Here is a 26,427-nt window from a genome sequence, read left to right as displayed (position 1 = left end):
CCGTCTTGGCACGGCCTCCCTCCTCGTCCCTTCGGGCCTCCCTCGTTCCTCGCTCGTGTCCTCCGGAGGTCGTCGCGTGACCGACAACCTGCTGGGCATCCCGGAGACGCGGCTGCCCGAGGACCCGGCCGCCGCGCGACTCGAGGAAGGCGTCGCGCCGGACCAGGTGGCGGCGGCGTACCCCACCTCCTCGCTGGCCTGGGCCACGCTCGCCGAAGACGCGCTCGCGGACGGTCGGACCGTGGAGGGGTACGCGTATGCCCGCACCGGCTACCACCGCGCCCTCGACTCGCTGCGCAAGAACGGCTGGCGCGGTCAGGGTCCCGTCCCGTGGGAGCACGAGCCGAACCGCGGTTTCCTTCGCGCCCTCGCGGCACTGTCCAAAGCGGCCGGCGAGATCGGCGAGGGTGACGAGGAGCAGCGCTGCGCGCAGTTCCTGCGTGACTCCTCCGCGACGGGGGCAGCCGAACTCGGCTTCTGAGCATTCGCTCGGAGCCTGCGGTCTGAGGAACTGAAAGCCGGCCCACCGGCGGAGCTGAAAGCCGGCCCACCGGCGGAGCTGAAAGCCGGCCCACCGGCGGAGCTGAAAGCCGGCCCACCGGCGCGGGGCCCGGTGCGCCGACCCAGTGGCGCGGGGGGCGGGACCCGGGGGTCCAGCCCCCCGGCGCCGCGCCCCCTGCGGCAGGCCGAGGCCTGCTGGGTGCCGCCGGTCGCGCGTCCCCTCGTCCGGTTGACCTTCGACGACGTCATTCTGCCGTTCTCTCAGTGCCTGTCTTGGCACTATGGTGCCATTGGACAGAGGATGCCAGGCATCCAGACCAAGGGCGGACCGATGACGGATGACGAGGCGCTCACCGATGACGAGGCGCTCGGCGGGTCGGTGCAACGCTTCCTCGCCGGCCCGATGGAGCGCCTTCAACGGATCCTCGCCGACAGCGAACAGCACCTCGACGAGCGGCGAGCCGAGCTGGCCGAGATGCGGGCCGCGCTATCGGAGCTCAGCTCGGCCGGCGGCGTCGCCGACGTGTCACCGCAGGACCAGCCCGTCGAGCGGCTGCCGGCGCCTGTCGCGCCCGCGGTGGTCCGCCACCTGACGGAGCGCACCCGGCAGACGCTGCGCACCTGCATCATGAGTCATGACGCCGGTCCCGGTCCGGACGACGAGAGCGTGCGCAGCACCCAGGAGCGCCTCGCGCGGCGGCAGTTCCGTCAACGGACCATCTACCCCATCGAGATCATGGACTCGCCCGACGGTCGCGAGCGGGTCCGGTCGTGGGGTGCGGTGGGCGAGGACCAGCGGCTGAGCCTGGTGCCGCCCACTGACTTCGCCGTCTTCGACCAGCACGCCGTGGTGACCGCGGCCACCTGGGGCGAAGTGGGTAGTGAGCTCGTCCTCATCCGCCACCCCATGCTCGTGCGCGCCTTCGCCGAGCTGTTCGACCGCTCGTTCGCCCGGGCGCTCCCGGTCGTGCCGGCCCTAGGGCCGCCGGACCAGGAGGAGGATCTGCGGCTGCTGCGGCTGCTTGCCCTCGGCCTCAAGGACGAGTCCATCGCGCGGTACCTCGGCTGCAGCCTGCGTACGGTGCGCCGCCGGGTGGCCCAGGTGATGGACCGACACGGGGTGCAGACCCGGTTCCAGCTCGGTGTTGCGGCGGCCCGCCATGATCTGGTGTCCCTTCGGGACACACAGGACCGGTAGCCTGCATCGGTACGGGCCCCCTTGCGCATGCGCCAGGGGCCTGCTGCCTGAGTGCAGGATGACACTGAGACAGGAGAGGTGCGGGTATGCCGGCGATCGTGCTCGTGGGCGCACAGTGGGGCGACGAGGGCAAGGGCAAGGCCACCGACCTGCTGGGCAGCGATGTCGACTTCGTCGTGAAGTTCAACGGCGGCAACAACGCGGGCCACACCATCGTCATCGAGAAGGACGGCGTGCGGGAGAAGTACGCCCTGCACCTGCTCCCCTCCGGGATCCTCACGCCGACGTGTACGCCCGTGATCGGCAACGGCGTGGTCGTCGACCTCGCGGTGCTCTTCGAGGAGATCGACGGGCTCGAGGCGCGCGGGGTGGACACCTCGCGGCTGCTGGTCAGCGCCAGCGCGCACGTCATCGCCCCGTACAACCGGGTGCTCGACAAGGTCACCGAGCGCTTCCTCGGCTCACGCAAGATCGGCACGACCGGTCGCGGGATCGGCCCCACGTACGCGGACAAGATGTCGCGTAACGGCATCCGGGTCCAGGACCTCTTCGACGAGAAGATCCTGCGGCAGAAGGTCGAGGCAGCGCTGGCGTTCAAGAACCAGGTGCTGGCGAAGATCTACAACCGTCGGGCCGTGGGCGTGGACGAGGTGATGGGTGAGCTCCTCGGGTATGTGGAGCGCCTGCGGCCGATGGTCGCCGACACCTCCCTGGTCCTCGAGCGGGCGCTCGACGAGGGGAAGACCGTGCTGCTGGAGGCGGGTCAGGCGACCCTGCTCGACGTCGACCACGGCACCTACCCCTTCGTGACGTCGTCCAACGCCACGGCCGGCGGGGCCTGCACCGGCTCCGGCATCCCGCCCACCCGCGTGGACCGGGTGATCGCCATCCTCAAGGCCTACTCGACGCGCGTGGGCGAGGGCCCGTTCCCCACCGAGCTCTTCGACGCCAACGGTGAGTTCCTGCGCAAGACGGGGGCGGAGTACGGCACCACCACCGGCCGCCCACGCCGGTGCGGCTGGGTCGACACGGTCGTGGGCCGCTACTCCACGCGCATCAACGGTGTCACCGACTTCGTCGTCACGAAGCTCGACGTGCTCACCGGCCTGGAGAAGGTGCCGGTCTGCGTGGCATACGAGGTCGACGGCGTACGGCACGACGAGATGCCGGTCAACCAGACCGACTTCCATCACGCCAAGCCGGTCTACGAGGAGCTCGACGGGTGGTGGGAGGACATCTCGAAGTGCCGGACGTTCGAGGAGCTGCCCGCCGCCGCGCAGGCCTACGTGCTCCGGCTCGAGGAGCTCATCGGCGCGCGCGTCTCGGCCGTCGGCGTCGGCCCGGGTCGTGACGAGATCATCAGCCGGCACTCGCTCCTCGGCGACTGAGCCTCGCGCCGGACCAGGCGCCCCCCACCCATACCGACGTCGTAGGGGTCCGCCGCCCCAACCCGCCGACGTTGTATGAGATTCGCCGCGGGTAACCCTTTTCCGGCCGCCGACAACGGCTTTGCTGATACAAAGTCGGCCGGCGGGCCCGGTGCGGGCGGGGGCGCGGGGCGGCCGGGGTCCGCCGGGACTAGGCGGGGCGCAGGACCGTCATCCGGTGGGCCGCTCGGGTCAGGGCCACGTAGAGCACCCTGACCCCTCCCGGCGACTCCGCGGTGATCCGGTCCGGATCCACGATCACCGTGGCGTCGTACTCGAGGCCCTTGGTCGACATGGGGTCGATGACGACGACCCGGTCGCTCACCGCGCTGACGCCGGCGACCTCCTGGGCGTGCAAGGCCGGGGTGACCAGGGCCACCGACCCTTCGACCTCTGCGAGCAGGGCCTCTACTGCATCCGTCGCAGCCTGGAGCCACTGCCCGGACGGCACGGCGAGCTCCACCGGCTCGACACCGGTCTCGCGCACGGCCTGGGGGATGTCCGCGTCCGGCACCTGCGCCTTCACGACCTTGGCCGCGTAGTCGAAGATCTCCCGGGCGTTCCGGTAGTTCGTGTCCATGTGGAACATCCGGCGCTCCTGGGTGCCGAAAGCCTCCTCGCGTGCCTGGCGGGCCTCCTCCGCGTCCGGCCACGACGCCTGAGCCGCGTCGCCGACGACCGTCCACGACGAGTACCGCCCGCGCCGTCCGAGCATCCGCCACTGCATGGGTGAGAGGTCCTGCGCCTCGTCCACCAGCACGTGCGCGTACTCCCCGGGGCCCTCCACGCGGCCGTGCAGCAGCCGCTCGCGAGGGTCGCTCGACGCGGTCACGGAGACCGGGGACCCGCCCGGCCGCCTGCCCTGGCGCCCCGCGCGGACCTCGTCGACGCCATACCCCGAGACGTCGTCGAGCTCCTCGATCTCGTAGAACCCGCGCTCCTCCGCCGGCCCTTCCTGGACCGGCCCCAGCCGGGCCGCCAGGTCGTCGACCAGCGCCGCGTCCGCCACGGACCACGACCCTGACCTGGCGGCGTCGTCGATGGAGGCGGCGAAGGCGTCGCACTCGGCCGGCGTGAGCACGCCTTGGCCGTGACGGCGGGCGCGGTCGCGGTCGGCCAGCCAGAGGAGAACCTCCCGCGGGTCCACCTGCGGCCACCACTGCTCGAGGAAGGTCTCGACTTCCAGGTGGTCGGCGAAGCGGTCCATGAACTCGGCCCGCTCGCCCTCACGGACGCCGGCCCAGGCCGCCTCCGCCAGGGCGGTCCGCACCGCCTTGCCCGCGAGGTTGCGTTGGTGGTTCCGCAGGACCTGGGCGCGGATCCGGTCGAGCGCGGCTCGCTCCACCCGGACCGCCTTGCCGTTGACGAAGGCCCGGAACTGGTCCGGCGCGCCCGGGGGGACGTCGGCCGCGGCCCGCGCCAGCAGCCGCCGGATCCGCGTCGAGCCTTTGACCGCCGCGACCTCCGGGGCGTCCAGCCTCGTCGCGGTCACGCCGTCGACGATGTCCCCGAGCGACCGCAGGGTCACCGACTCCTCGCCGAGGGAGGGCAGCACCCGCTCGATGTACGCGGTGTACGCCGCGGACGGTCCCACCACCAGGATGCCGCCGGACTCGAACCTGCGCCGGTCCGAGTACAGCAGGTATGCCGCGCGGTGCAGCGCGACCACGGTCTTTCCGGTGCCCGGGCCGCCGGTGATCTCGGTGACGCCACGGGCCGACGCGCGGATCGCCTCGTCCTGATGGCGCTGGATGGTGGCCACGATGTCGCGCATCCGAGCGCCACGGCTGCGGGTCAGCGCGGCCAGCAGCGCTCCGTCCCCCACGACGACGAGGTCGTCGGGGGCTTCGGCCACCATGAGGTCGTCCTCGACGCCCACGACGTCCGGGCCCTTGCACCGAAGGACCCGGCGGCGCAGGACGTCCATCGGCTCCACCGGAGTGGCCCGGTAGAAGGCTGCCGCTGCGGGCGCGCGCCAGTCCACGACCAACGGCTCGTAGTCGTCGTCCCTGACGCCGAGGCGCCCGATGTACCGCGTCTCCCGGTCCGGGGGCGCTTCCTGTCTGGAGATGGCATGGTCGAGGTCGAGGCGGCCGAAGACGAGACCCTCGTACTGGGTGTCCAAGGTGGAGCGGCGCCGGGCCGCGTTGAACACCAGAGCATCTCGCTCGAAGAGGCCGGTGAGCTCCTCGTCGCGCACGTCACCCGTCCGGTCCGTCCGGCCCCGGGCCAGCCCGTCCGCCTCCACGAGCCCGGCACGGGCCTGGGCCTTCGCGAGCTCGGCGTAGACGAGGTCGACGTGTGCCTGCTCTACAGCGATCTCACGGGCGACCTCGGCAGAGGTGGCCTTGTCGCCCGAGTGGTCCGAAGCGGTCACAGTGAGATGCCTTCTGGTGGTGCGGGTGTGGTCTCCGTGCAGAGCGCACGAGTCTAGCGACAGCCGCCGGCGGGCCTGCCGGCCATTCCGTGATCAGGGTCTGGGCGACCTCGAGCGGGCCGTCAGCCGGGCGAAGGCGCTCCGCTCAGACGAGCCCTCGCCGGGCAGCCTGCACGCCGGCCTGGAACCGGGTACCCGCGCCCAGCCGATCCATGAGTGCCCGCACCCGTCGTTCCACCGTCCGCTGCGACACCCCCGTCTGACGGGCGATCGTGGCATCGGGCGCGCCGGCCGCCAACAGGGACAGGATCATGTGGTCGCGCCGCTCTGCGGCCGCCCCGCTGCCCGCCCGGTGCAGCGGTGAGCCGAGGTTCCAGAGCTGGTCGAACAGGGCGGTCAGGGCGAGGACCATCGGACGTGCGCGCAGCAGTGCGGAGCCGAACCCCGTCGGGTCGAAGCTGGTGACGTCCACGATCGCCGCCGCCTCGTCGATGATCACCGCGGAGAAGGGCACGGAGCTCGTGAACCGGAACGTCTCGCCACCACGTTCCCGGGCCTGCAGGACGGCGAGCGCCCCGTCCAGCTCGAGCACCTGGGTGTCGTACACCGTGCGGGTCTCGAGAAGCTTCCCGCCGGCGCCGTGCGTCGGCTCCTCGTGGCTGTGGGTGGGGGCGGCGAAGATCGCCTCGGTCCTGGGGGAGAAGGACCTGAAGGCGCGGACGACCTCGGTGCCCGACGCCACCGCCTCAGCGGTCACTGCGGCGATCTCGTCCATCGAGGTGAGGACCCGGACCGCAGCGGCGTCGGGTCCGCCCGAGGACGACCGGGCCTGGAAGAACACCTGGGCCAGCTCGTGAGCGGCGGACCGCGTGCTGCGGGCCTGCCGTTCGTAGGTGAGCGCCAGCGCCGGCAGCGAGATGTCCGGGGGGATGACCTCGACCTGCCCTCCGGTCCCCACCCGCAGCAGGCCGCGCTCCTGGAGCAGGCTGAGGGACCGGTCCACCAGGTGTGCGTGCATGCCCTGCGCGACCAGTAGCGAGCGGGAGGGCTCGGAGTGCTGGAGGACCGCCAGGTAGACCCGGGTGGCCAGCTCCTCGGCGTCCTTGTCGGCCGCGTCCAAGGGCAGCAGCGGGGTCTCCTGCGTCATACCGGGGCCTTCCTCGTTCCGGGGTCCCTCCTGGCGAAGAGCGACACGGTCACGTCCGTCATGGTGGTGGCGTGTCGACTATCCGTCAATGACGCAACTCCGCCACCTCAGGGCTTTACCTGCGGGCACCAATGGTCCACGCTTGAGGAGTCGACACTGTCGACCCACGTGCATGGTTGCAGGTTCCCCCGCCAGGCGACCGCACGTCGGCTGCGCGGCGTCCCCGGGAGATGTCCCCCCTGCCTCCCCGGGACGCCGCGCACTCATCTCCGGCGGGGCCGGGCGTCAGGTTGTCTCGCCCGCGGCGCGTCGTTCTCTACGCTGGGCGGGTGAGGGTTCTCGTCGTGGGGTCGGGTGCGCGCGAGCACGCCATCGTCAGGTCCTTGACCGCTGACCGGGACGTCGAGGCGGTGGTGGTGGCTCCGGGCAACCCGGGGATGGATGCGGTGGCGCTCTGCGAGCCGCTCCCGGCAGGGCTCCTCGACGGCGATGGCATCGTCGCCCTGGCTCGCCGGCACGCCGTCGACCTCGTCGTCGTGGGCCCGGAGGCACCGCTGGTGGCAGGCGTCGCCGACGTGGTCCGCGCTGCAGGGTTCGCCGTCTTCGGCCCCTCGGCGGCTGCCGCGATGCTGGAGGGCAGCAAGGCTTTCGCGAAGGAGGTCATGGCCGCGGCCGACGTGCCCACCGCGATGGCGCACGTCTGCACCACCCTGGACGAGCTCCGCGAGGCGCTCGACGCACTCGGCGCCCCCTACGTCGTCAAGGATGACGGTTTGGCCGCCGGTAAGGGCGTCGTCGTCACGTCCGACCGGGACGAGGCGCTGGCGCATGGCCGGCGCTGTCTGGACAAGATGGACGGGCGCGTCGTGGTCGAGGAGTACCTCGACGGTCCCGAGGTGTCGCTGTTCTGCCTGTGCGACGGGCGGAGCGTGATCCCTCTCGCGCCGGCCCAGGACTTCAAGAGGGCGTACGACGGTGACACGGGCCCCAACACCGGCGGCATGGGGGCCTACTCGCCGCTGGACTGGGCGCCGCCCACGATGGTCGACGAGCTCGTCGTCCGGGTGGCGCAGCCGACGGTCGAGGAGATGGCCCGCAGGGGGACGCCCTTCGTCGGGGTGCTGTTCATCGGGCTGGCCCTGACGCCGCGAGGCCCGCGGGTCATCGAGTTCAACGCCCGGTTCGGCGACCCCGAGACGCAGGTCGTGCTGGCCCGGTTGAAGACCCCGCTCGGCGGCCTGCTGCTCAGCGCGGCCCGCGGTGAGCTCGATGGGGTGAGTCCCTTGCACTGGACCGAGCAGCATGCCGTCACCGTCGTCGTCGCCGCGCACGGGTACCCTGGGACGCCGCGTACCGGAGACCCCGTCTCAGGACTGGAGGCGGCCAGCGAGGTACCGGGCGCTTCTGTGCTGCATGCCGGTACGGCGCGCGACCACGAGGGACTGCTCGTCTCTGCCGGTGGACGCGTGCTCTCCGTGGTGGCCGTCGGGGACAGCCTCAGCCAGGCCCGCGAGCGGGCCTACCGGGCGGTGGCCCTCATCGAGCTCGACGGTTCCCAGTACCGCTCGGACATCGCGCTCGCCGCCGAGAGCAACGAGCTGCACGTGGGCTAGCGCTGGCCGCCCCGCTGGCCTGCCACCTGGCCTCCTTGCCGCTGACCCGCTGGTCGTGGCTGGGCGGCTCGCCCAGCGAGTACCAGGGCCAGCGCGGAGAGGCCGGCACACGCGGCGATGATGCCGGCAAAGAGGCCGCCCCCCAGGTCTGGGGCCTCCCAGGCGATGAGCGCCCCGCTCGCGGCGAAGGACACCGCCTGTGCCATCGCCGGCGCGAGCACGGAGGCCGCCGAGTTCCGGCCCTGGTCCTGCTCGCGGCTCAGCGTGAGCACGTGCGTCGAGATGGTCGGCGAGCAGATCCCTATGCCGACGCCCGCCAGTGCCCACATCCCCAGCCCCGCCCACGCCGGGAGGAGGCTGACCGCCAGCAGGGTGGGACCCACCAGGCCAACCGTCACGAGCGCGAAGCCGATCCGGAGCCGGCTCGGGACCGACGTCCGTGCCTGCACGTGGTCCAGACCCTGCAGCTGCGACCCCAGAGCCCAGAAGAGCCCGGTGACGGTCAGGCTGACCCCGGCAGCGGCTGGCCCATAGCCGTGGACGTCGGTGAGCATGAGGGGCAGCAGCCCTCCCGCGGTCCCGAACGCCGCACCGAGGAGGGCACGCAGGGCGGTGAGCGCCGGAATGCCGGGAGCCGCCGTCAGGCTTCCCGGCGGGAGCACGGCGCGAGCCGACCGCAGGACGGTCGCAAGCCCGGCCAGTAGCAACGCCCAGCCGACGAGCGCGACGGCCTCGGCGCCGGCCACCATCGACCCTCCCACGCTGAGAGCCACGAGACCTGCAGCGGCGACGACGGACCAGCCTGCCTGCCGCCGCGAGCCGGTGAGAGTGGGGGCGTCGGACTCGGTGGTCCCCGCGCGCACGAGCCTGGACCCGGCGGAGCCCAGGTCCCCCGGCGACCTCGCCGCCCTCAGGGCCGGGCGCAGACACGCGGCCACGGGGCCCAGAAGGGCAACCCCGAGAAAGAACACCACCCGCCAGCCCAGGTGTTCGGCGACCACCCCCACCATCGACGGCCCCAGGAGCGACGGCAGCACCCAGGCCGCAGCAAAGGCGGCGAACACCCTGGGACGGAGCTCGGCGGGGAGCGCCCGGGCGACGAGCACCGTGAGGCCGATGTCGAGCAGTCCCTCCGCCAGACCGCCAAGGAGCCGGCCGAGGACGAAGAGCTGCATCGACGGGGCCAGGGCCATGGTGAGCTCACCCGCCACGAAGGCCCCCATTCCCGCGCGCAGCACGGGGACCGGTCCGCGACTGTCGCTCCACAGACCCGCCAGGGTGGTCGCCACGACGAACGAGACCAACGGGGCGGCACTTGCCGCGCCGAAGAGGCTCAGCCCTTCGAGGTCCCGGGCGACGCTGGGCAGGATGGTCGTCACGGCCCTGTTCTCGAAGGCGCCCAAGGTCACCAGCGCCACCGCGCCGACGGTGAACGGCAGGTGGGCGGGGTGGAGCAGCCGCGCCTGCGCGGGGAGCGTGTTGGGATGGGGCATGGTGTGCAGTCTGAGACTTCAAGTGCACTTGAGGTCAAGCGGCGGCGAGACCAGGGGGGTGACGTACCTGCCGGGCGGCCGGGAGCTGGCCGGCGCTCCCTCTGTGGCAGGCGGGGGCGTAGCTGCCAGCCTCGGAGGATCTCGCAGCTCCGAGGCTGCGAGGATGACGCCATGACGAGCGCGCCGGCCTTCCCGTCACCCGAGCTTCCTGGCTACACCCACGTCTACTCGGGCAAGGTTCGGGACCTCTACGCGCCGCTCGACCGGGTGTCCGGCCAGGTGCGAGCCGACCAGCTGCTGCTGGTCGCCAGCGACCGGCTCTCTGCGTACGACTTCGTGCTCACGACGCCGATCCCGGACAAGGGAGCGGTGCTCACCCAGCTCTCGCTGTGGTGGTTCGAGCGGCTCGAGGACCTGGTGCCCAACCACGTCGTGTCGTCCGAGGTCCCGGCACAGGTCGCGGGCCGGGCCGTCCTGGTCCGTCGCCTCGACATGCTGCCGGTGGAGTGCGTCGCCCGGGCCTACCTGACGGGAGGGGGTCTGGCCGAGTACCAGGCGGACGGTCACGTGAGCGGCGTACGGCTGCCCCCCGGGCTCGTCGACGGCTCGCGGCTTCCGGAGCCCGTGTTCACCCCGTCCACGAAGGCGCCGCTGGGGGAGCACGACCACCCCATGCCGTATGCCGCCGTGGAGCGGGAGATCGGGCCCGACCTCGCTGCGCGGGTCCGCGACCTGACGACCCGGATCCTGGCTCGGGGGAACGACATCGCCGCCGAGCGAGGGGTTCTCATCGCGGACACCAAGGTGGAGTTCGGACTCGAGGGCGGCGAGGTCGTGCTTGCGGACGAGGTGCTGACCCCGGACTCCTCCAGGTTCTGGCCCGCGGAGTCGTGGGAGCCAGGGCACCCTCAGCCGTCCTACGACAAGCAGTACGTGCGCGACTGGCTGACGTCGCCGAGCAGCGGCTGGGACCGCGCCTCGGGTGAGGAGCCACCCGCTCTGCCCGACGAGGTCGTCGAGCGGACCCGCGCGAAGTACGTGCAGGCCTACGAACGGATCACCGGGCGCCGGTTCGGCTGAGCGCGGGTGGGCGCGCTCGCCTCATCCGTCCTCTCAGTCCTCGCGGGGCGTCCACTCCTCGAGCAGCCCGGGCACCTCGGCGGCCACCTCTCGCGCGAGGAAGCCCACGGTGCCGACGCGGGCGGCCAGCCGGTCACCGGCCGTCCCGTGCAGGTGACCGCCCCAGACGGCTGCCTGGTCAGGCTCCGCCCCGCGCGCCAGCAGGCCGGCCACGATGCCGGCCTGGACGTCGCCCGAGCCCGAGACCCCGAGCCCCGGACCGCCGGTGCTGGACTGCCACAGGCCGCCTGTCGGTGAGGCGATCGTCTTGCCATGGCCTCCGCACAGCACCGTGACCGAGCTTCGCTCCGCGAGTCGGGAGGCTGCGCCCGCGGCGTCCTCCTGCACGGCCGGGTCCTCGACACCGAGGGTCTTGGCCAGCTCGCCGGGGTTGACGGTCAGCACGACGCCGCGGGCGTGGCCGTCGGCTCCGTCCGGGTGCTCCGTGAGGTACGCGGACGCCAGCGCGTCGAGGACGATCGGCACCCGGAGCCCAGGCAGCACCTTCTCCAGCAGGCGGACGGAGGCCTCGGGGTCCGCGAAGCCGGGACCGAGGAGGACGGCGTCCGCCCCCTCGGCCGCCTCGAGGAACCGGTCGGCCGCCTTCACGGCGATCGCCCCGTTACCGTCCGCCGGCAGGGGGAGCACCAAGGCTTCCGGCAGGGCGACAGCCAGGGCGGGTGCGACGGACTCGACCGTCGCAACCTGGAGCTTGCCTGCCCCAGCGCGCAGCGCCGCCTCACCGGCCAGCAGGACCGCGCCCGGGGTCAGAGCCGTCCCCGCGAGCAGCAGGATGCGGCCGCGGCTCTCCTTGTCCCCGCCCGGGCCTGGGAGGGCCCAGGACCGCAGGAGCGACGGCGTGACCCGTTCGCCCCTCTCAGCGGTCCCCATCGGACCCCTCGGACGAGCCCTCCGACGACCTTGACGGCTCGGTGGTCTGCGGCGCGGCGGAGTCTGAGACCACCGCGGGGTCCGCGAACGACACCAGCTCCAGGCCGTGCGCCGTGCCCTTGTACGTCGTGATCGAGCAGTTCGGCAGGTCTCGGGTGCGGTCGATCTCCAGCAGCTCCTGCTCGGTGAGGTTCTCCAGCACGTACCGGAACGCCATGATCACGGCCTGGTGGGTGAACAGCCAGACGCGCTGGTCGGCATACCCGGCGCGCAGGTCTACGAGCAGCGAGCGGACCCGCAGCGCCACGTCGCACCAGCTCTCGCCGGACGGCGGCCGGTAGTAGAACTTGCCGACCCACGCGCGACGCTTGGCCTCGTCGGCATACTCCGCTCTGATCCCGGAGCCCGTCATGCCGTCGAAGAGTCCGAGGTCGCGCTCGCGGAGTCGCTCGTCGGCGATGACCTCCTGCCGGTGGCCCCACCCCCTGACCGCTCGAGCGGCCGTCTGGGCGGCGCGCTCGTACGGCGAGGTGACGATCACATCGGGGGTGTCCGAGCCGCGGGCGGCGAGGTGCTCGCCGACCGCGTCCGCCTGGCGCTCCCCGGCCTCGGACAGAGGGGTGTCGGCGTCACGGTAGTCCAGGGTCAGACGGTCCGCGTGGGCCTTCTGCGCGGCCGCGTCGGCAACGTTGCCCACGCTCTCGCCGTGCCGGACCAGCACGAGCTCCGCCGGCCACGGGCCTGACACCGCCAGGGCTCCCCTGGGCATGGGCTCTCCTCTCGAGACGGGACCTCGCCGCCCCTCCTACCCACGGTGGCGCCCTTCCACGCACCGTGGGGGGCCGGCCGCGTGGCATTCGGGCTCCGCGAGCCCGGATAGACTGCGGTCGCTTCCCTCCCCGCATCCCCAGGAGACACCCGAATGGGCAACGTCGTCATTGACGTCATGCTGAAGCCAGAGATTCTCGACCCGCAGGGCCAGGCAGTCGGTGGCGTCCTCCCGCGGCTCGGCTTCGAGCAGTTCACCGAGGTGAGGCAGGGCAAGCGCTTCGTCCTCACCGTGGACGGTGACGTCACGCAGGAGCACCTCTCTGCCGCACGCCAGGCCGCCGAGAAGCTGCTCAGCAACCCGGTCATCGAGGACGTGGTCTCGGTCCGGGCGGAGGGCTCGGCCCAGTGAAGATCGGCGTCGTCACCTTCCCAGGGTCGCTGGACGACCGTGACGCAGTGCGGGCAGTCGGTGCCGTCGGCGCCGAAGCGGTCCCGCTCTGGCACGGCGACGCCGACCTACGCGCAGTGGACGCGGTCGTCCTCCCAGGGGGCTTCTCCTACGGCGACTACCTGCGCTGCGGCGCAATCGCGAGGTTCTCTCCGGTGATGGAGGCACTGGTTCCCGCCGCCCGCGGTGGCCTGCCGGTGCTGGGCATCTGCAACGGCTTCCAGGTGCTCTGCGAGAGCCACCTGCTGCCGGGCGCGCTGATCCGCAACGACCACCGGAAGTTCAGCTGCCTCGACCAGCGGCTGGTCGTGGAGAACGCCGCCACCGCATGGACCTCGCAGTTCGAGCAGGGTCAGGAGATCACGATCGTCCTCAAGAACGGCGAGGGCGGGTTCGTCGCGGACGACCGCACGCTGGACGAGCTCGAGGGGGAGGGCCGCGTCGTCTTCCGGTATGCCGGGGACAACCCGAACGGCTCGTACCGCGCCATCGCGGGGATCACCAACGAGCGCGGCAACGTGGTCGGCCTGATGCCCCACCCCGAGCACTGTGTCGAGCCGGGCTACGGTCCCTCGCTCGACGGTCTCCCGTTCTTCACCTCCGTCCTCCAGGCCATGGCGCAGGCATGACCGCGATGGACGAGGTGACCCGGTCCGCCGCGCACGTCGACACGGTCTCCCGTGCCGCCCAGTCGCCGGACGTGGAGCAGCCCTGGCTCGAGCTGGGCCTCAAGTCGGACGAGTACGAGCGCATCCGCGAGATCCTGGGCCGCCGGCCCACCAGCGCTGAGCTCGCCATGTACTCGGTGATGTGGTCGGAGCACTGCTCGTACAAGTCCTCCAAGGTGCACTTCAGCCTCTGGGGCGAGAACACCACGGATGAGATGCGCGAGAGGCTTCTCGTCGGCATCGGTGAGAACGCCGGCGTCGTGGACATCGGCGACGGCTGGGCCGTCACGTTCAAGGCGGAGTCCCACAACCATCCTTCGTATGTCGAGCCGTACCAGGGGGCCGCCACCGGCGTCGGGGGCATCGTCCGCGACATCATGTCGATGGGGGCCCGGCCGCTGGCCGTCATGGACCCGCTTCGCTTCGGCAACCTCAACCATCCCGACACCCTCCGGGTGCTGCCCGGCGTGGTGGCCGGCGTCGGCGGCTACGGGAACTGCCTGGGCCTGCCCAACATCGGTGGCGAGGTGGTCTTCGACGACTGCTATCAGGGCAACCCGCTGGTCAACGCGCTCTGCGTGGGCGCCATGCGGGTGGAGGACATCCACCTGGCCAAGGCCTCCGGCGTGGGCAACAAGGTCGTCCTGTTCGGCGCGAAGACGGGCGGCGACGGCATCGGCGGCGTGTCGGTCCTCGCCTCCGAGACCTTCGACGAGGGCGGGCCGACGAAGCGACCGGCCGTCCAGGTGGGTGACCCTTTCGCCGAGAAGGTGCTCATCGAGTGCTGCCTCGACCTGTACGCCGCCCACGTGGTCGACGGCATCCAGGACCTCGGTGGCGCGGGACTGTCCTGTGCCACCAGCGAGCTGGCGTCCAACGGCGACGGTGGCATGCGGGTCGAGCTCGACCGGGTGCCGCTGCGTGACGCCAGCCTCCGGCCGGAGGAGATCCTCATGTCGGAGAGCCAGGAGCGGATGATGGCGGTCGTCGAGCCGTCCAGGCTGGGCCAGTTCCTCGAGATCACGGACAGGTGGGACGTCGAGGCGACGGTGCTCGGGGAGGTCACCGACGGGGACCACCTCGTCATCACGTGGCACGGCGAGGTCATCGTCGACGTACCACCGCGGTCGGTGGCCCACGAGGGGCCCACGTACCACCGCCCACTGGAGCGTCCGGCGTACCTGGACGTGCTGCACGACAGCACCCCCGACTCGCTGCCGAGGCCCGCCGACGCGGAAGGCCTCAAGGCGGACCTGCTGTCCCTGCTGGCTTCGCCGAACCTCTGCGACAAGTCATGGGTCACGGACCAGTACGACCGCTACGTGCAGGGCAACACCGCGCTCGCGATGCCGGACGATGCCGGGGTGGTCCGGGTCGACGAGCAGACCGGCCGTGGAGTCGCGATCTCGACGGACTGCAACGGCCGCTTCGCCAAGCTCGACCCGTACGCGGGGGCCCAGCTGGCCCTCGCGGAGGCCTACCGCAACGTCGCGACGGCAGGCGCTGTGCCGCTGGCGGTGACCGACTGCCTGAACTTCGGCTCCCCCGAGGACCCGGGCGTGATGTGGCAGTTCCGCGAGGCCGTCCGCGGCATCGCGGAGGGCTGCCGGCACCTGGGCATCCCGGTCACCGGCGGGAACGTCAGCTTCTACAACCAGACGGGGGACACGGCCATCCATCCGACCCCGGTCGTCGGTGTCCTGGGAGTGATGGACGACGTGGCTCGACGCACGCCCTCTGGCTGGAAGGCCCCAGGACAGGTCATCTACCTGCTCGGCCGGACGCGTGACGAGCTCGGTGGCGGCGAGTGGGCGCATGCGCTGCATGGCCATCTCGGAGGCAGGCCGCCGCGGGTGGACCTCGACGCCGAGCGGCTGCTGGCCGACATCCTCGTCAACGCGAGCCGGGACGGGCTCGTCGACGCGGCCCACGACCTCTCCGACGGGGGCCTTGCCATCGCGCTGGCCGAGGCGACCCTGCGCTACGGCGTCGGCGCCCGGATCTGGCTGGACGCCGTGTGCGAGCGGGACCGCATCGACCTGTTCACGGCGCTGTTCAGCGAGTCCGCGGCCCGTGCGGTCGTCGCCGTACCCCGGTCGGAGGAGGTGCGGTTCACCGACATGTGCACCGCTCGAGGCCAGGTTCACGCGCGGATCGGGGTCGTCGACGACGAGACCGACGGCCTCGACCTCCAGGGCCAGCTCACCGTCACGCTCGCGGAGCTTCGCGACGCCCACACCGGAACCCTGCCGGCGGTCTTCGGCCGCTGAGGCCCGCCAGGGGCACGCGAGCGGCCCGGTCCGCATCCCCCTGCGCGCCCGGGCCGTTCGTCCCCTGTGGTGTCCCCAGGAAGAACAGTAAGCCGGGGGGCGTAGCCCGTCGATGGGTAGAAGTACCCATCTTGGTGACCATGTGGTGCCCAGTCCGCGGACCGCCCGAGCCGTGAGCCGACGCCTCTGCGGCACCAGCTCTGTTCGTCCGGCCCTGTGCCCGTCTGCCACCGTTGTCCGCAACGCCGGCCGCGATCGGGGCGAGGAGCTTGCCTACGATGGCCGTATGCCGCCGCGCCGCAGGGTTCCCGTGGAGGCGGGGCGCGAGGCAGTGCGGCGGTGGGTGGCCCTGGAACATGCCGCCGACGCGGGGGTCCTCGCGACTGCGGTGCGCTTCACCCTCGAGGAGCTGGCTTCGCGGGCGCCCGGCCGCAGCGTCGAGGTGAGAGTGCCGCCATACGGCGCGGTCCAGTGCATCGCCGGGACTACGCACACTCGCGGTACGCCGCCCAACGTGATCGAGACGGACGCGCAGACGTGGCTTGCCGTCTCCACCGGGTCGCTGTCCTGGGAGGCTGCCTGGCAGCAGGGCACGCTGCGGGTCAGCGGCCACCGCGCCGACCTGTCGCCCTACCTACCTCTCGCCTGACCTCCCCCCTCTCGACCGAACTCACCTTTTGTGCGTGTCCTGGCCCTCAACGGGCCCGACACTCACAAATTCTGTAGTTCAGTCGGCGAGGAGCGGCGGGCGAGATGGTGTCACTCGCCGGGGTACCGCACCCCCAGCTGCGCGCGGATGTCGTCCATCGCGGTCATGATGTCCACCGTCTCGGAGAGCGGCATGAGCGGCGACTCCAGCATCGACCCGACGCAGCGCGCCACCTCGACCGCCTCGTGATGCAGCCCGAACTCCTGCTCCGGAGAGCGGAACTCGTCGACGACCGTGCCGTCCGGCGTCACCAGCCGCACCCTGGCTGCGTAACCGTAGAAGTCCCCCTCGATCTCCAGCCGCGCCGTGGTCCCGCACACGCTCGCGGTCGTCGGGGTCTTCGCGAGCATGGTCGCACCGAGCACGCCCAGGGATCCCCTGGGGCCGACCACGGTCACCGCCTCCTGGGCGTCGACCCCCGTCTCGGCGAGCACACCGCTGGCGTGGACGCCGGTGAAGGACCCGAGCACCAGATGGGCGAACGAGATCGGGTAGATGCCGAGGTCGAGCAGCGCCCCGCCAGCCAGGGCCGGGTCGTGGAGCCGCTGTGGGCCCCCCGGGTGCAGCGCCTGACCATGGTCGGCGAAGACGGTCCGGACGTCGCCGAGTACCCCATCCTCCAGGCACCGGCGTGCGACGTCGATGTGCGGCAGGAAGCGGGACCACATCGCCTCCATGGCGAACACGCCTGCGTGGCGCGCCGCGTCCACCACCTCCCCCGCCTCACGGGCGTTGCGCGTGAAGGCCTTCTCCACCAGCACCGGCTTTCCCGCGGCCAGAGCGAGCAGCGCGTGCTCGTGGTGCTCGGAGTGCGGCGAGGCGACATAGACGACGTCCACGTCCGGGTCCTCCACCACCTCGGCATAGGAGCCGTACGCGGCGGCCACGCCGAACTCCCGGGCGAACTCCTCCGCGCGTTCACGGCTGCGGGAGCCGACCGCCTGGAGCTGCTGGCCGGTCCGCGCCCGCAGGGCGCGCGCGAACGAGTGCGCGATCTTTCCTGGGGCCAGGACTCCCCACCGCAGCGAGGGAGCGTCCATCGGGTCCGGGGTGCGCGGCGGCGGAAGCAGGGCTGAGGTCATGTGGCCATCCTGCCGCCGCGCGGTTCAGCGCACCCTCCAGCGATCGAGAACCGGTGGCGCCGGCGACGGGAGCGCATCGCCGTCCTCGAACGCCCTGGCGGAGCCGAGCGCCCTTGCGAGGCTGGGGCCGTGCAGCACCGTTCCGGAAGAAGGGGTCATCGCAACGCGACGGACGATGGCGTCCAGGGGCAGCGGCCGTGCTCCGGCCACCAGCACGGTGTTGCCGAACCGCCGACCCTTGCGGACCTCCGGCGTCGCGACGGATGCCGTGTACGGGAGCGCCGAGGCGGCTGAGGCGTGCACGCGTGCGAGGTGACGGCGGTTGGGCTCGTCAGCCGTGTTCATCATCAGTACGCCGTCACGTCGAAGCACACGAGCAACGTCCGCGAACCACGCACTCGTCGTCAGCTCGGCGGGGACCTGTGCGTCGGCGAAGGCGTCCACCACGACGACGTCGGCGCTGCAGTCGGCGAGCGCGGCCAGGCCTGACCGGCCGTCCACGGGACGCACCCGGATCCGGTGGCCGCGCGGCAGGGGCAGCGCCGAGCGCACCAGGTCGGTGAGCACCGCGTCCGGCTCGAGGACGATCTGCGGTGAGCCGGGGCGGGTGGCCGCCACATAGCGGGGAAGGGTGAGGCCGGCGCCCCCCACATGGGTGACCGCCAGCGGCCCGGCAGGCAGCGAGTCGAGTACGGCGGCGAGGAACTGCACGTACTCGAAGGCCAGCAGCTCCGGGTCGCCGAGCACCACGTACGACTGAGGTTGGCCGTCGACCATGACCAGGGTGCCGCCGGCCTCGTCGGCGACCAGCTCGACGTGCTGGACGCCCTCGATATGCTCGACGCCCCCGACGTCATCCACCTGGTCCACGGGCCGACGGCGCGCCGTGACGCTAGGGACGGACGAGGGACTTGACCGCGCGCCGCTCGTCCATGGCGGCGTAGGCCTCGCCAACCTCGTCCAGCGGTAGCTCCAGGTCGAAGACGAGGCCCGGCTCGATGGCTCCGGCAAGCACCTCGTCGCGCAGCCGGGGTAGGTACTGACGGGCCGGTGCGATCCCACCGGCGATGCCGACGTTGCGGGCGAACAGGTCGCGGACCGGGTACTCGATGCCGTGCGGCACGCCGACATACCCGACGGTCGCCCCGGGCCTGGCCACGGCGATGGCGGTCTGCATCGAGTCGTTGGTGCCGACGCACTCGAGCACCGCGTCCGCCCCCACGCCGTCCGTCAGGTCGGCCACCGCTGCGACGGCCTCCTCCCCGCGGACCTCCACGACGTGGGTCGCCCCGAACGTGCGGGCGATCTTCTGGCGCGGCGCGTGGCGTGACATCGCCACGACCCGCTCGGCGCCCAGCTGCACGGCGGCCAGTACCCCGCAGAGGCCGACGGCACCGTCGCCGACGACCACGACGGTGTCGCCTTCCTGCACCTGCGCCGCGACGGCCGCGTGCCAGCCCGTACCCATCACGTCGGACAGCGTCAGCAGCGACGGAACCAGCGACTCGTCGGGCACCTCCCGGGTCGCTACGAGCGTGCCGTCGGCCAGAGGGACGCGGACGCACTCCCCCTGCCCGCCGTCGACCATGAGCCCGTCCCGGTCGGGCCCACCCCAGAAACCGCCATGGCTGCAGCGCGACTGGATGCCGACGAGGCAGTGCGGGCAGGTGTTGTCCGAGTACATGAAGGGCGCGACCACGAAGTCGCCCGGCCGGACGCTGCGGACCTCCGCGCCGACCTCCTCCACGATCCCCACGAACTCGTGACCGATGCGCGTCGGCCCGTGGACCTCGTTGACGCCGCGGTAGGGCCAGAGGTCGCTTCCGCAGACGCAGGCGGCGGTGACCCGCACCAGCGCGTCGCTGGGACGCTGGATGCCGGGGTCCGGGACCTCGTCGACGCGGACGTCGCCGGGTGCGTACAGGATCGTCGCCTTCATGCGTGACAGCCTGCCACGGGGGTGGTCACGGTGCTTCGCGGCATACAGTCACCGCATGCGCTTCGGCATCGTCATCCTCCCCGAGCACCGGTGGGCCGACGCGGCACCGCTGTGGCGCCGCGCCGAGGAGTACGGCTTCGACCACGCCTGGACGTATGACCACCTTGTCTGGGCGGGACTTCCGGACTCGTCGTGGTTCGGTGCCCTGCCCACGTTGACGGCCGCTGCCGGGGTGACGTCCGGCATCCGGTTGGGCACGTTCGTCAGCTCGCCGAACTACCGTCATCCGTACCCGTTCGTGCGTGACCTGCTGGCGCTGGACGACATCTGCGGCGGTCGGCTGGTCTGTGGCCTGGGCACCGGGGGCGATCTCGACTCCGGGATCCTGGGCGAGCAGTGGAGCGTGAAGGAGCGTGTCGCCCGCTTCCAGGAGTTCGTGGAGCTGCTCGACAGGTTGCTGCGCGAAGACCATGTCCACCATGTCGGGACGTACTACCGCACCGTCGATGCCCGGACGCTGCCCGGTTCCACCTGGATGTCCGACACCGCGCAACGGCCTCGTGTGCCCTTCGTCGTGGCGGCGAACGGACCGCGGGCACTGCGCCTCGCCGCCGCCTTCGGCCAGGGCTGGGTCACCTACGGGCGTGGTGGCGAGAGCTTCGAGGACTGGTGGGGCGGGGTCTCCCAGCTGTCGCGGCAGCTGGACGACATCGAGGCGGGCGCCGGCCGCGACGCGCCGCTGGACCGCTACCTGTCGCTCGACGGCGGCCCCCGCTTCTCGCTGGAGAGCGCGGAGCTGTTCGAGGAGATGACCGGACGAGCCGCCGAGCTCGGGTTCACCGACGTCGTGACGCATTGGCCCCGTCGGGATGGCCCGTACGCCGGCCGGGCAGAGGTCCTCGACGAGGTCGCCTCACGCTTGCCCGGGCTGGCCTAGACAGGACGCGGCTGCCGAGGCGCGCCCACGCGAAGGTGCCAGGGGGCCTAGGAAAAGGTGCCAGGCGCGCTTACGCGAAGGTGCCAGGGGGCCTAGGAGAAGGTGAAGAGCGCCACCGGGGCACTGGTGGGTGACTTCGACCCGCCGGCGGGCTCGACGGTGATCCCGGCCCCCAACGCCGTGGCCGCGTCTCCTTGGAGGAGCACCGTGACCGTCGGCGCGGACCCATGCGGCATGACGGCGGCGCTGACCATGCCCTTGTTCGGCTGGTCCAACCACACCTGGAAGTCCTTGCCCGCGGGAGCGGCCGGCATGTTGTCCGCGATGATGACGGCCTTGCCGAGGGAGCGACTTCGCACGATCGTGGCGCGAGCCCCGCCGATCGTCTTCTGGAAGCGCTGCGCGTCCTTGGCCTCGAGGACCTGCTCGGTCGCGGTGAGCCGACCGTTGGGGGGCGTGTCGTCCCACGGACTCCAGACCAGGCCGCCGACCAGTACCGCTGCAGCGGCCGCTGCGGCGGTGAGCCAGGTGACCACACGGCGGCGAGGCCGCAGCGGGAGGAGGGTGCCGGTCGCCTCGCCGGCTTCCGTGGTCGTGCCGCCTTCCGTGGTGGCGCCGCCTTCCGTGGTCGTGCCGCCTTCCGTGGTCGTGCCGCCTTCCGTGGTGGCGTCGCCGGTTTCTGCGGGCGCGTCGGCCGCCGCTGCCGCACTCCCGTGCGTCTGGGGGCCAGCCTGCAGAGGAGGAAGCGGCCGGACGGTCCGGATGTTCGCCAGCACTGCATCACGCAGGGCCGGCGGGGGAGTCGTCTCGGTCAGGCTCGACAGCTGCGCGGCCGCCTCGCGCAGGCTGGCGACCTCCTCCTGGCATTCCGGGCACTCGGCGAGGTGCCGCTCGAAGGCCTCACGCTCCTGCTCGTCCACCGCGTCGACCGCGAAGGCGCCCACCAAGCCGTGGATGTCGGCACTCATGACTGCACCCCCAGGGTGTCTCGCAGGCGGATCAAGCCGTCACGGATTCGGGTCTTGGCCGTGCCGAGCGGCACGTCGAGCAGGGACGCCACCTCGGTGTGCGTGTACCCGCCGAGGTACGCCAGCTCGACAGCGCTGCGCTGGGTGTCGGTCAGCGTGTCCAACGCATGACGTACCCGCTGGGCGTCGAGTCGACGCTCGACGACCTCGGCCGTCTCGTCGTAGGTGCGCTCCTGGTTACGGGCGCCGTACGTGTGGTCCCGGTCAGTGGACGCCTGCGCGGAGCGGACCCGGTCGACCGCCTTGCGGTGGGCGATCGTGAGCATCCAGCTCACGGCGCTGCCCCGCTCGGGGTCGTACCGTGCGCTGGTCCGCCAGATGTCGAGCAGTGCCTCCTGCGCGACCTCCTCCGACTGGGAGGGATCCCGCACGACCCGCAGGACCATGCCGTACACCCGGGCCGCCACGGCGTCGTACAGCGTGGCGAACGCGGACTCGTCACCGAGGGCGCAGGCTCGCAGCAGACCTGCGAGGTCCTGGCCCACGGCAGCACCTCCCCAGGCCGGTTGGGGACCTGAGGGGGTGGCTGCCATGGGAACCATCATCGTGGACCAGGGATCACTTCGGCAGGAGGACGCCGTCGACGATGTAGACGGTGGCGTTGGCGGTCTGCACGTTGCCGCAGATGACCTTGGCCGTGCCGACCTTGAACGACTCGCCAGATCCGGAGACCGTGATGGTGCCGCCACCCAGGGTCTTGTGGTCGCCGGCGAGCATCTCCGGAGTGAGCCTGCCGGCCACCACGTGGTTCGTCAGCACCTTGGTGAGCAGGCCCTTGGGGTCCTTCATGGCGGCGTTCATCGTGGCCGCGGGGACGGCCTTGAACGCGTCGTTCGTGGGCGCGAAGACCGTGATGTCCTTGGCAGAGTTGAGGGTCGGTGCCAGACCCGCCTTCCCCACCGCGGAGACCAGGGTGCTCAGGACCGGGTTGTTGCTCGCTGCGGTCGCCACCGGGTCGGTGGCCATGCCGGAGAAGGACCCCTTGCCATCCTTCGGCACTGCCGCGCAGCCGGCGCCGAACGGTGCCGCCATCATGTCGTCGGCCGGGCTGCTGGACGAGCTGGTGCTGGACGAGCTGGGGCTCGCGCTGGGGGACGACGACGCGGAGGTGTCGGCGGCCGCGGCCTCGTCCGAGCCGGAGCTGCCGCACGCGGCGAGGCTGAGCGGGACGGCGAGGGAGAGGGCAGCGAGGGCGCTGCGGCGTGCAAGTCGCATGATGTGCTCCTGGTGCGGGGACGTTCTGACATCAGGTATTCGGTCCCCACGCCAAAGCGGATTGGGTTGCCTCGCAACTGTTTTCAGAAGTCGTCGTTCGGCTCAGGAGATGAGGACGACGATGCTGTGGTATCCGGTGGCCCCCGAAGGGAACGGGTCGGCCTCCTTGGAGGTCTGCACAGCGCCGGTCCCGTCAGTGGCGCGCACAGTGAGCTCGTGCCGGCCGCTCGAGGCGTCCCAGACCCAGTACCACTGACGCCAGTAGTCGGTCCCTCCGTCCGGTCCCAGCGTGGCCTTCTGCCACTGCCCCTGGTCGACGCGGACCTCCACCTCTCTGATGCCGCGCCCCTGCGCCCACGCCACGCCGCCGACGGCGACCTTTCCCGGCCGGTACGTCCCCAGGCCCATCGGTGTGTCGATGCGGGACTGCGTCTGCACGGGTGCGTCCGTCGCCCACCCCCGCTCGGTCCAGTAGGCAGGCTCCGCGGCGTACGTCGTGGCGGTCAGCCGGGTCAGCCATTTGGTCGCTCCCACGAAGCCGTAGAGCCCGGGGGTCACCAGGCGTGCCGGGAAGCCGTGCCGCGCGGGAAGGGGCCTCCCGTCCATGGCGACGGCGATCAGGGCGTCCCTGTCATCCGTGAACGCCTCGACAGGGGTGGAGATGGTCATGCCGTCGGTGGAGGTGCTCAGGATCTGGTCGGCCTGGCTCTTCACCCCGGCTCGGGCGAGCACCTCGCGCACGCGGACCCCCAGCCAGCGCGCCGAGGAGATGTACGGACCGCCCACCTCGTTGCTGACGCAGTTGAGGGTGATGTCCTTCTCGACGAGGGGCATCGCGAGCAGCTCGGCGAACGTCATGGAGAAGGGCCTGTCCACCATTCCCCCGACCTCCAGCTTCCACGAGGCGACGTCGATGCGTGGGATCACCAGCGCTGTGTCGACCCGGTAGAACGTGTCCACCGGGGTGCGGAAGGGGCTCACTCCCTTGACGGTCCCTTCGATCCCGGTCGGCAGGGCGGGTGCAGGGTTCGCGGGCTCGGGAAGGGTGACGGAGGCCGGGAGGGTGGGGGGCGCGGAGCGCCGTTGACCGAGCGTGCCGATGGCCGCGGCGCCCACCGTGGCACCGGCGGCTCCGACGAGGAAGCTGCGCCGGCCCGGAGTCGCGGCCCGGCCGTGCGCGTACGCCGTGTGGTCCAGCGGCGACTCGGACGCAGCAGTGGCGGCCGGTTCCCGGCCCGTGAGCAGACCTCGGAGTCCGTGGAGCAGCACCGCCCCCGTGACGGCGGCCGCGAACGCCGGCAGCAGGTCCTGCGGCACGGCGGCCGGTCGGAGGTAGGCGGCGAGACCGGCCAGCGCAGCCAGGGCCACGAGGAGGATGCCTGCGAGCGTCGGACGCCGGCGCGACAGCAGGCCGATCCCGGCGGCGGCGAGCGCGGTGACCACGGCGACGCTGGTGACGAGGATGGGCTTGTCCGCAGTGCCGAAGTGCTGCACCGCCCACTCCTTGACCGGTGTCGGTGTCGCGTCGATGACCGTGGACCCGACCGCCGCCACGGGTGAGGCGGCCGGGTTGACGAACGCCGCGACGAGGTGACCGACTGCCATCGCGCCGACGGCCGCGAGCAGGCCGCACGCGGCGTACATCAGGCGTTGGGTCCTCGGGGGTTCCATACCTCCCATTCGTACTCCGGGCCGCGGTGGATGGGTGCCCCCTACGGCTTACGATCCGGTGACGCCGTAGCGTTGAGGCGTGCCCGCGACCCGTCGCTACCCCAACTTCACAGCCTTCATCGTCACCGGTGCCGTGCTCGGCTTCGTGGTCGGCTCGGCGGTGGCGTACTTCAGTGACAGCAGCGCGACCTACGGCCACAGCTACAGCATGTCCTCGGCGGTGGTGTTCCTCGGCGTCCTGGGCGCGTGCGTGTTCGGTCTGCTGGCCGCTGTGGTCGCCGTGCTGCTGGACCGCAGCCGCTGACCCCTGTGGGACACTGGGGCACGTGGCACGCGGCGACGGACATCTCTCCCACGACCTGCTCCCCGGCGAGAAGGGCCCTCAGGACGCCTGTGGCGTCTTCGGTGTCTGGGCGCCCGGCGAGGATGTCGCGAAGCTGACCTACTACGGCCTGTACGCGCTGCAGCACCGCGGGCAGGAGTCGGCGGGCATCGCGACGTCGGACGGCCGGTCGATCCTCGTGTACAAGGACATGGGCCTGGTGTCCCAGGTCTTCGACGAGCGCTCGCTGGCCTCCCTGCGCGGTCATGTGGCTGTCGGACACTGTCGCTACTCCACGACCGGGGGGTCGACCTGGGAGAACGCCCAGCCGACCCTCGGCGGCCACGAGGAGTCCACGGTGGCGCTGGCGCACAACGGCAACCTCATCAACTCCGCGGAGCTGCGCGAGCTGGTCGCGGAGCGCCGGGCCGAGGGCTATGCCAACGGCGGGGGCGAGATGGGTCGCGGCAACACCACCGATACGGCGCTGGTCACCGCGCTGCTCGCCGACGACCCCGACCGCTCCCTGGAGGCGGCGGCGCTGGACCTGTTCCCGAGGCTGCGCGGTGCGTTCTGCTTCGTGTTCATGGACGAGCACACCCTGTACGCCGCTCGCGACCCCCAGGGCATCCGTCCACTGGTCCTCGGCCGGCTGGACCGCGGCTGGGTGGTGGCCTCGGAGACGGCCGCGCTCGACATCGTCGGCGCGTCGATGATCCGGGAGGTGGAGCCGGGCGAGCTCATCGCCATCGACGAGGACGGCCTGCGATCCCAGCGCTTCGCCCCGGCGGCGCCCAAGGGCTGCGTCTTCGAGTACGTGTACCTCGCGCGACCGGACACGACGATCAGCGGCAGGGTGGTGCACGAGGCGCGGGTCGAGATGGGGCGGGCGCTGGCTCGCGAGCATCCGGTCGAGGCAGACCTCGTCATGCCGACGCCCGAGTCCGGCACGCCCGCTGCGATCGGCTACGCGCAGGAGTCCGGCATCCCCTACGGCCAAGGGCTGGTGAAGAACTCCTATGTCGGCCGCACGTTCATCGCGCCGTCGCAGACGATCCGCCAGCTGGGTATCCGGCTGAAGCTCAACCCGCTGCGTGAGGTGATCAAGGGCAAGCGGCTCGTGGTGGTGGACGACTCGATCGTGCGGGGCAACACCCAACGGGCCCTGGTGCGGATGCTGCGCGAGGCGGGCGCCGCGGAGGTGCACGTCCGGATCTCCTCGCCGCCGGTGCGGTGGCCCTGCTTCTACGGCATCGACTTCGCGACCCGCGCCGAGCTCATCGCCACGGGCATCGGCGTGGAGGAGGTCTGCACCTCGATCGGCGCGGACTCCCTCGGCTACATCTCGGAAGAGGGGATGGTGGCTGCGACCGACCAACCTGCGGACGCGCTCTGCACGGCGTGCTTCACGGGCGTCTACCCGGTCGAGCTTCCCCACGCGAGCCGGCTGGGGAAGAACCTGTTCGAGACGCTGCCTCTCGACGTCGGGGGAGTCTCGCTCGGGGTCGGCGGCGGCGCCCAGGACGCGCTCACCCGCCCCTGACCTCGCGCGTTACCCACCCTCCCGGCCCGCTCGTGGTCTCTCCTGACCGCGACGCGGT

General features: G+C 71.8%; 24 protein-coding genes. 12 read left to right on the top strand and 12 right to left on the bottom strand.

Translation table 11 applies throughout. The features are described from left to right. Positions 1-76: 76 nt before the first annotated feature. The 3 genes from PHA84_RS04800 to PHA84_RS04790 all read left to right on the top strand — a co-directional run bounded on the left by PHA84_RS04800 (position 77) and on the right by PHA84_RS04790 (position 3,087). Complete coding sequence (locus PHA84_RS04800; RefSeq protein WP_270886956.1) at positions 77-481, top strand: DUF3151 domain-containing protein; 405 nt, start codon at positions 77-79, stop codon at positions 479-481. A 351-nt stretch (positions 482-832) separates the two neighbouring features. Next, the gene (locus PHA84_RS04795) at positions 833-1,699 is read left to right on the top strand and encodes a helix-turn-helix domain-containing protein (RefSeq protein WP_270886955.1); all 867 of its coding nucleotides are present in this window, start codon (positions 833-835) and stop codon (positions 1,697-1,699) included. Positions 1,700-1,785: 86 nt separating this feature from the next. After that, a complete protein-coding gene (locus PHA84_RS04790; protein ID WP_270886954.1) occupies positions 1,786-3,087 on the top strand; it encodes an adenylosuccinate synthase in 1,302 nt (433 codons plus the stop codon). Positions 3,088-3,277: 190 nt separating this feature from the next. On the opposite strand, the gene PHA84_RS04785 is transcribed toward PHA84_RS04790, so the two are convergent. After that, entirely contained in the window at positions 3,278-5,503 is a 2,226-nt protein-coding gene (locus tag PHA84_RS04785) for a HelD family protein (RefSeq protein WP_270886953.1), read from the bottom strand. Between the two features lie 145 nt (positions 5,504-5,648). Continuing rightward, positions 5,649-6,650, bottom strand: a complete 1,002-nt coding sequence (locus PHA84_RS04780) for a helix-turn-helix transcriptional regulator (protein ID WP_270886952.1) — start codon at positions 6,648-6,650, stop codon at positions 5,649-5,651. 329 nt (positions 6,651-6,979) lie between these two features. Here PHA84_RS04780 and purD point away from each other — a divergent pair, with 329 nt between their 5' ends. Continuing rightward, entirely contained in the window at positions 6,980-8,263 is a 1,284-nt protein-coding gene (gene purD, locus PHA84_RS04775) for a phosphoribosylamine--glycine ligase (RefSeq protein WP_270886951.1), read from the top strand. Here purD and PHA84_RS04770 read toward each other — a convergent pair. Beyond that, the gene (locus tag PHA84_RS04770; RefSeq protein WP_270886950.1) at positions 8,260-9,756 is read right to left on the bottom strand and encodes an MFS transporter; all 1,497 of its coding nucleotides are present in this window, start codon (positions 9,754-9,756) and stop codon (positions 8,260-8,262) included. The genes purD and PHA84_RS04770 overlap by 4 nt on opposite strands. A gap of 171 nt (positions 9,757-9,927) precedes the next feature. Between PHA84_RS04770 and PHA84_RS04765 the strand changes: the two genes are divergently transcribed. Next, positions 9,928-10,836, top strand: coding sequence for a phosphoribosylaminoimidazolesuccinocarboxamide synthase (locus PHA84_RS04765; RefSeq protein WP_270886949.1), 909 nt, complete (start codon positions 9,928-9,930; stop codon positions 10,834-10,836). Between the two features lie 33 nt (positions 10,837-10,869). Here the strand turns inward: PHA84_RS04765 and PHA84_RS04760 are convergent, their stop codons facing one another. After that, positions 10,870-11,766 carry an NAD(P)H-hydrate dehydratase gene (locus tag PHA84_RS04760; RefSeq protein ID WP_270886948.1) on the bottom strand — a complete coding sequence of 299 codons (897 nt, stop codon included), beginning with the start codon at positions 11,764-11,766 and terminating at the stop codon, positions 10,870-10,872. After that, positions 11,753-12,535, bottom strand: a complete 783-nt coding sequence (locus PHA84_RS04755) for a histidine phosphatase family protein (protein WP_270886947.1) — start codon at positions 12,533-12,535, stop codon at positions 11,753-11,755. The genes PHA84_RS04760 and PHA84_RS04755 overlap by 14 nt, the downstream gene beginning before the upstream one ends. A 153-nt stretch (positions 12,536-12,688) precedes the next feature. Between PHA84_RS04755 and purS the strand changes: the two genes are divergently transcribed. From purS to PHA84_RS04735, 4 genes are all read left to right on the top strand, one after another. After that, positions 12,689-12,946 carry a phosphoribosylformylglycinamidine synthase subunit PurS gene (purS, locus tag PHA84_RS04750; RefSeq protein WP_270886946.1) on the top strand — a complete coding sequence of 86 codons (258 nt, stop codon included), beginning with the start codon at positions 12,689-12,691 and terminating at the stop codon, positions 12,944-12,946. Further along, positions 12,943-13,614, top strand: a complete 672-nt coding sequence (gene purQ / locus PHA84_RS04745) for a phosphoribosylformylglycinamidine synthase subunit PurQ (protein ID WP_270886945.1) — start codon at positions 12,943-12,945, stop codon at positions 13,612-13,614. Before purS ends, purQ begins: the two co-directional genes overlap by 4 nt. Beyond that, entirely contained in the window at positions 13,611-15,923 is a 2,313-nt protein-coding gene (purL, locus tag PHA84_RS04740) for a phosphoribosylformylglycinamidine synthase subunit PurL (RefSeq protein WP_442952821.1), read from the top strand. The genes purQ and purL overlap by 4 nt, the downstream gene beginning before the upstream one ends. Positions 15,924-16,209: 286 nt before the next feature. Beyond that, the gene (locus PHA84_RS04735) at positions 16,210-16,572 is read left to right on the top strand and encodes a sterol carrier family protein (RefSeq protein WP_270886944.1); all 363 of its coding nucleotides are present in this window, start codon (positions 16,210-16,212) and stop codon (positions 16,570-16,572) included. A gap of 110 nt (positions 16,573-16,682) precedes the next feature. Here the strand turns inward: PHA84_RS04735 and PHA84_RS04730 are convergent, their stop codons facing one another. The 3 genes from PHA84_RS04730 to PHA84_RS04720 are packed head-to-tail and all read right to left on the bottom strand — an operon-like array spanning position 16,683 to position 19,653. Continuing rightward, complete coding sequence (locus PHA84_RS04730; RefSeq protein ID WP_270886943.1) at positions 16,683-17,714, bottom strand: Gfo/Idh/MocA family protein; 1,032 nt, start codon at positions 17,712-17,714, stop codon at positions 16,683-16,685. A 24-nt stretch (positions 17,715-17,738) separates the two neighbouring features. Then, positions 17,739-18,584, bottom strand: a complete 846-nt coding sequence (locus PHA84_RS04725) for a spermidine synthase (RefSeq protein ID WP_270886942.1) — start codon at positions 18,582-18,584, stop codon at positions 17,739-17,741. A 22-nt stretch (positions 18,585-18,606) separates the two neighbouring features. Further along, positions 18,607-19,653 carry a zinc-dependent alcohol dehydrogenase family protein gene (locus PHA84_RS04720; protein WP_270886941.1) on the bottom strand — a complete coding sequence of 349 codons (1,047 nt, stop codon included), beginning with the start codon at positions 19,651-19,653 and terminating at the stop codon, positions 18,607-18,609. A 55-nt stretch (positions 19,654-19,708) separates the two neighbouring features. On the opposite strand from PHA84_RS04720, the gene PHA84_RS04715 reads away from it, so the two are divergent. Further along, the gene (locus tag PHA84_RS04715; RefSeq protein ID WP_270886940.1) at positions 19,709-20,590 is read left to right on the top strand and encodes an LLM class flavin-dependent oxidoreductase; all 882 of its coding nucleotides are present in this window, start codon (positions 19,709-19,711) and stop codon (positions 20,588-20,590) included. 92 nt (positions 20,591-20,682) lie between these two features. On the opposite strand, the gene PHA84_RS04710 is transcribed toward PHA84_RS04715, so the two are convergent. From PHA84_RS04710 to PHA84_RS04695, 4 genes are all read right to left on the bottom strand, one after another. Further along, positions 20,683-21,558 carry an anti-sigma factor gene (locus PHA84_RS04710; RefSeq protein ID WP_270886939.1) on the bottom strand — a complete coding sequence of 292 codons (876 nt, stop codon included), beginning with the start codon at positions 21,556-21,558 and terminating at the stop codon, positions 20,683-20,685. Beyond that, positions 21,555-22,151 carry an ECF RNA polymerase sigma factor SigK gene (gene sigK, locus PHA84_RS04705; protein ID WP_270886938.1) on the bottom strand — a complete coding sequence of 199 codons (597 nt, stop codon included), beginning with the start codon at positions 22,149-22,151 and terminating at the stop codon, positions 21,555-21,557. The genes PHA84_RS04710 and sigK overlap by 4 nt, the downstream gene beginning before the upstream one ends. Before the next feature lie 25 nt (positions 22,152-22,176). Next, entirely contained in the window at positions 22,177-22,833 is a 657-nt protein-coding gene (locus tag PHA84_RS04700; RefSeq protein ID WP_270886937.1) for a fasciclin domain-containing protein, read from the bottom strand. Between the two features lie 102 nt (positions 22,834-22,935). Then, positions 22,936-24,504 carry a molybdopterin-dependent oxidoreductase gene (locus tag PHA84_RS04695; RefSeq protein ID WP_270886936.1) on the bottom strand — a complete coding sequence of 523 codons (1,569 nt, stop codon included), beginning with the start codon at positions 24,502-24,504 and terminating at the stop codon, positions 22,936-22,938. A 79-nt stretch (positions 24,505-24,583) separates the two neighbouring features. Here PHA84_RS04695 and PHA84_RS04690 point away from each other — a divergent pair, with 79 nt between their 5' ends. Then, on the top strand, positions 24,584-24,808 hold the full coding sequence (locus tag PHA84_RS04690; protein WP_270886935.1) for a hypothetical protein: 225 nt from the start codon (positions 24,584-24,586) through the stop codon (positions 24,806-24,808). Between the two features lie 22 nt (positions 24,809-24,830). Then, positions 24,831-26,369: an amidophosphoribosyltransferase gene (purF, locus tag PHA84_RS04685; protein ID WP_270886934.1), complete on the top strand. Its 1,539-nt coding sequence runs from the start codon at positions 24,831-24,833 to the stop codon at positions 26,367-26,369. Positions 26,370-26,427 lie beyond the last annotated feature (58 nt).

It is taken from the genome of Pedococcus sp. 5OH_020, from assembly GCF_027812955.1.
GTDB lineage: Bacteria > Actinomycetota > Actinomycetes > Actinomycetales > Dermatophilaceae > Pedococcus.
This window is presented reverse-complemented; position numbering and strand designations above follow the sequence as displayed.

Bases quoted from the DNA above. Each gene is read 5' to 3' on its own strand.
- PHA84_RS04765 (WP_270886949.1), top strand. From the start codon at position 9,928: ATGACGAGCGCGCCGGCCTTCCCGTCACCCGAGCTTCCTGGCTACACC.
- PHA84_RS04715 (WP_270886940.1), top strand. From the start codon at position 19,709: ATGCGCTTCGGCATCGTCATCCTCCCCGAGCACCGGTGGGCCGACGCG.
- PHA84_RS04780 (WP_270886952.1), bottom strand. From the start codon at position 6,650: ATGACGCAGGAGACCCCGCTGCTGCCCTTGGACGCGGCCGACAAGGAC.
- PHA84_RS04760 (WP_270886948.1), bottom strand. From the start codon at position 11,766: ATGGGGACCGCTGAGAGGGGCGAACGGGTCACGCCGTCGCTCCTGCGG.
- PHA84_RS04695 (WP_270886936.1), bottom strand. From the start codon at position 24,504: ATGGAACCCCCGAGGACCCAACGCCTGATGTACGCCGCGTGCGGCCTG.
- PHA84_RS04730 (WP_270886943.1), bottom strand. From the start codon at position 17,714: ATGACCTCAGCCCTGCTTCCGCCGCCGCGCACCCCGGACCCGATGGAC.
- PHA84_RS04795 (WP_270886955.1), top strand. From the start codon at position 833: ATGACGGATGACGAGGCGCTCACCGATGACGAGGCGCTCGGCGGGTCG.
- PHA84_RS04770 (WP_270886950.1), bottom strand. From the start codon at position 9,756: ATGCCCCATCCCAACACGCTCCCCGCGCAGGCGCGGCTGCTCCACCCC.
- PHA84_RS04735 (WP_270886944.1), top strand. From the start codon at position 16,210: ATGCCGCCGCGCCGCAGGGTTCCCGTGGAGGCGGGGCGCGAGGCAGTG.
- PHA84_RS04700 (WP_270886937.1), bottom strand. From the start codon at position 22,833: ATGCGACTTGCACGCCGCAGCGCCCTCGCTGCCCTCTCCCTCGCCGTC.
- sigK (WP_270886938.1), bottom strand. From the start codon at position 22,151: ATGGCAGCCACCCCCTCAGGTCCCCAACCGGCCTGGGGAGGTGCTGCC.
- PHA84_RS04720 (WP_270886941.1), bottom strand. From the start codon at position 19,653: ATGAAGGCGACGATCCTGTACGCACCCGGCGACGTCCGCGTCGACGAG.
- PHA84_RS04710 (WP_270886939.1), bottom strand. From the start codon at position 21,558: ATGAGTGCCGACATCCACGGCTTGGTGGGCGCCTTCGCGGTCGACGCG.
- PHA84_RS04755 (WP_270886947.1), bottom strand. From the start codon at position 12,535: ATGCCCAGGGGAGCCCTGGCGGTGTCAGGCCCGTGGCCGGCGGAGCTC.
- PHA84_RS04790 (WP_270886954.1), top strand. From the start codon at position 1,786: ATGCCGGCGATCGTGCTCGTGGGCGCACAGTGGGGCGACGAGGGCAAG.
- purL (WP_442952821.1), top strand. From the start codon at position 13,611: ATGACCGCGATGGACGAGGTGACCCGGTCCGCCGCGCACGTCGACACG.
- purS (WP_270886946.1), top strand. From the start codon at position 12,689: ATGGGCAACGTCGTCATTGACGTCATGCTGAAGCCAGAGATTCTCGAC.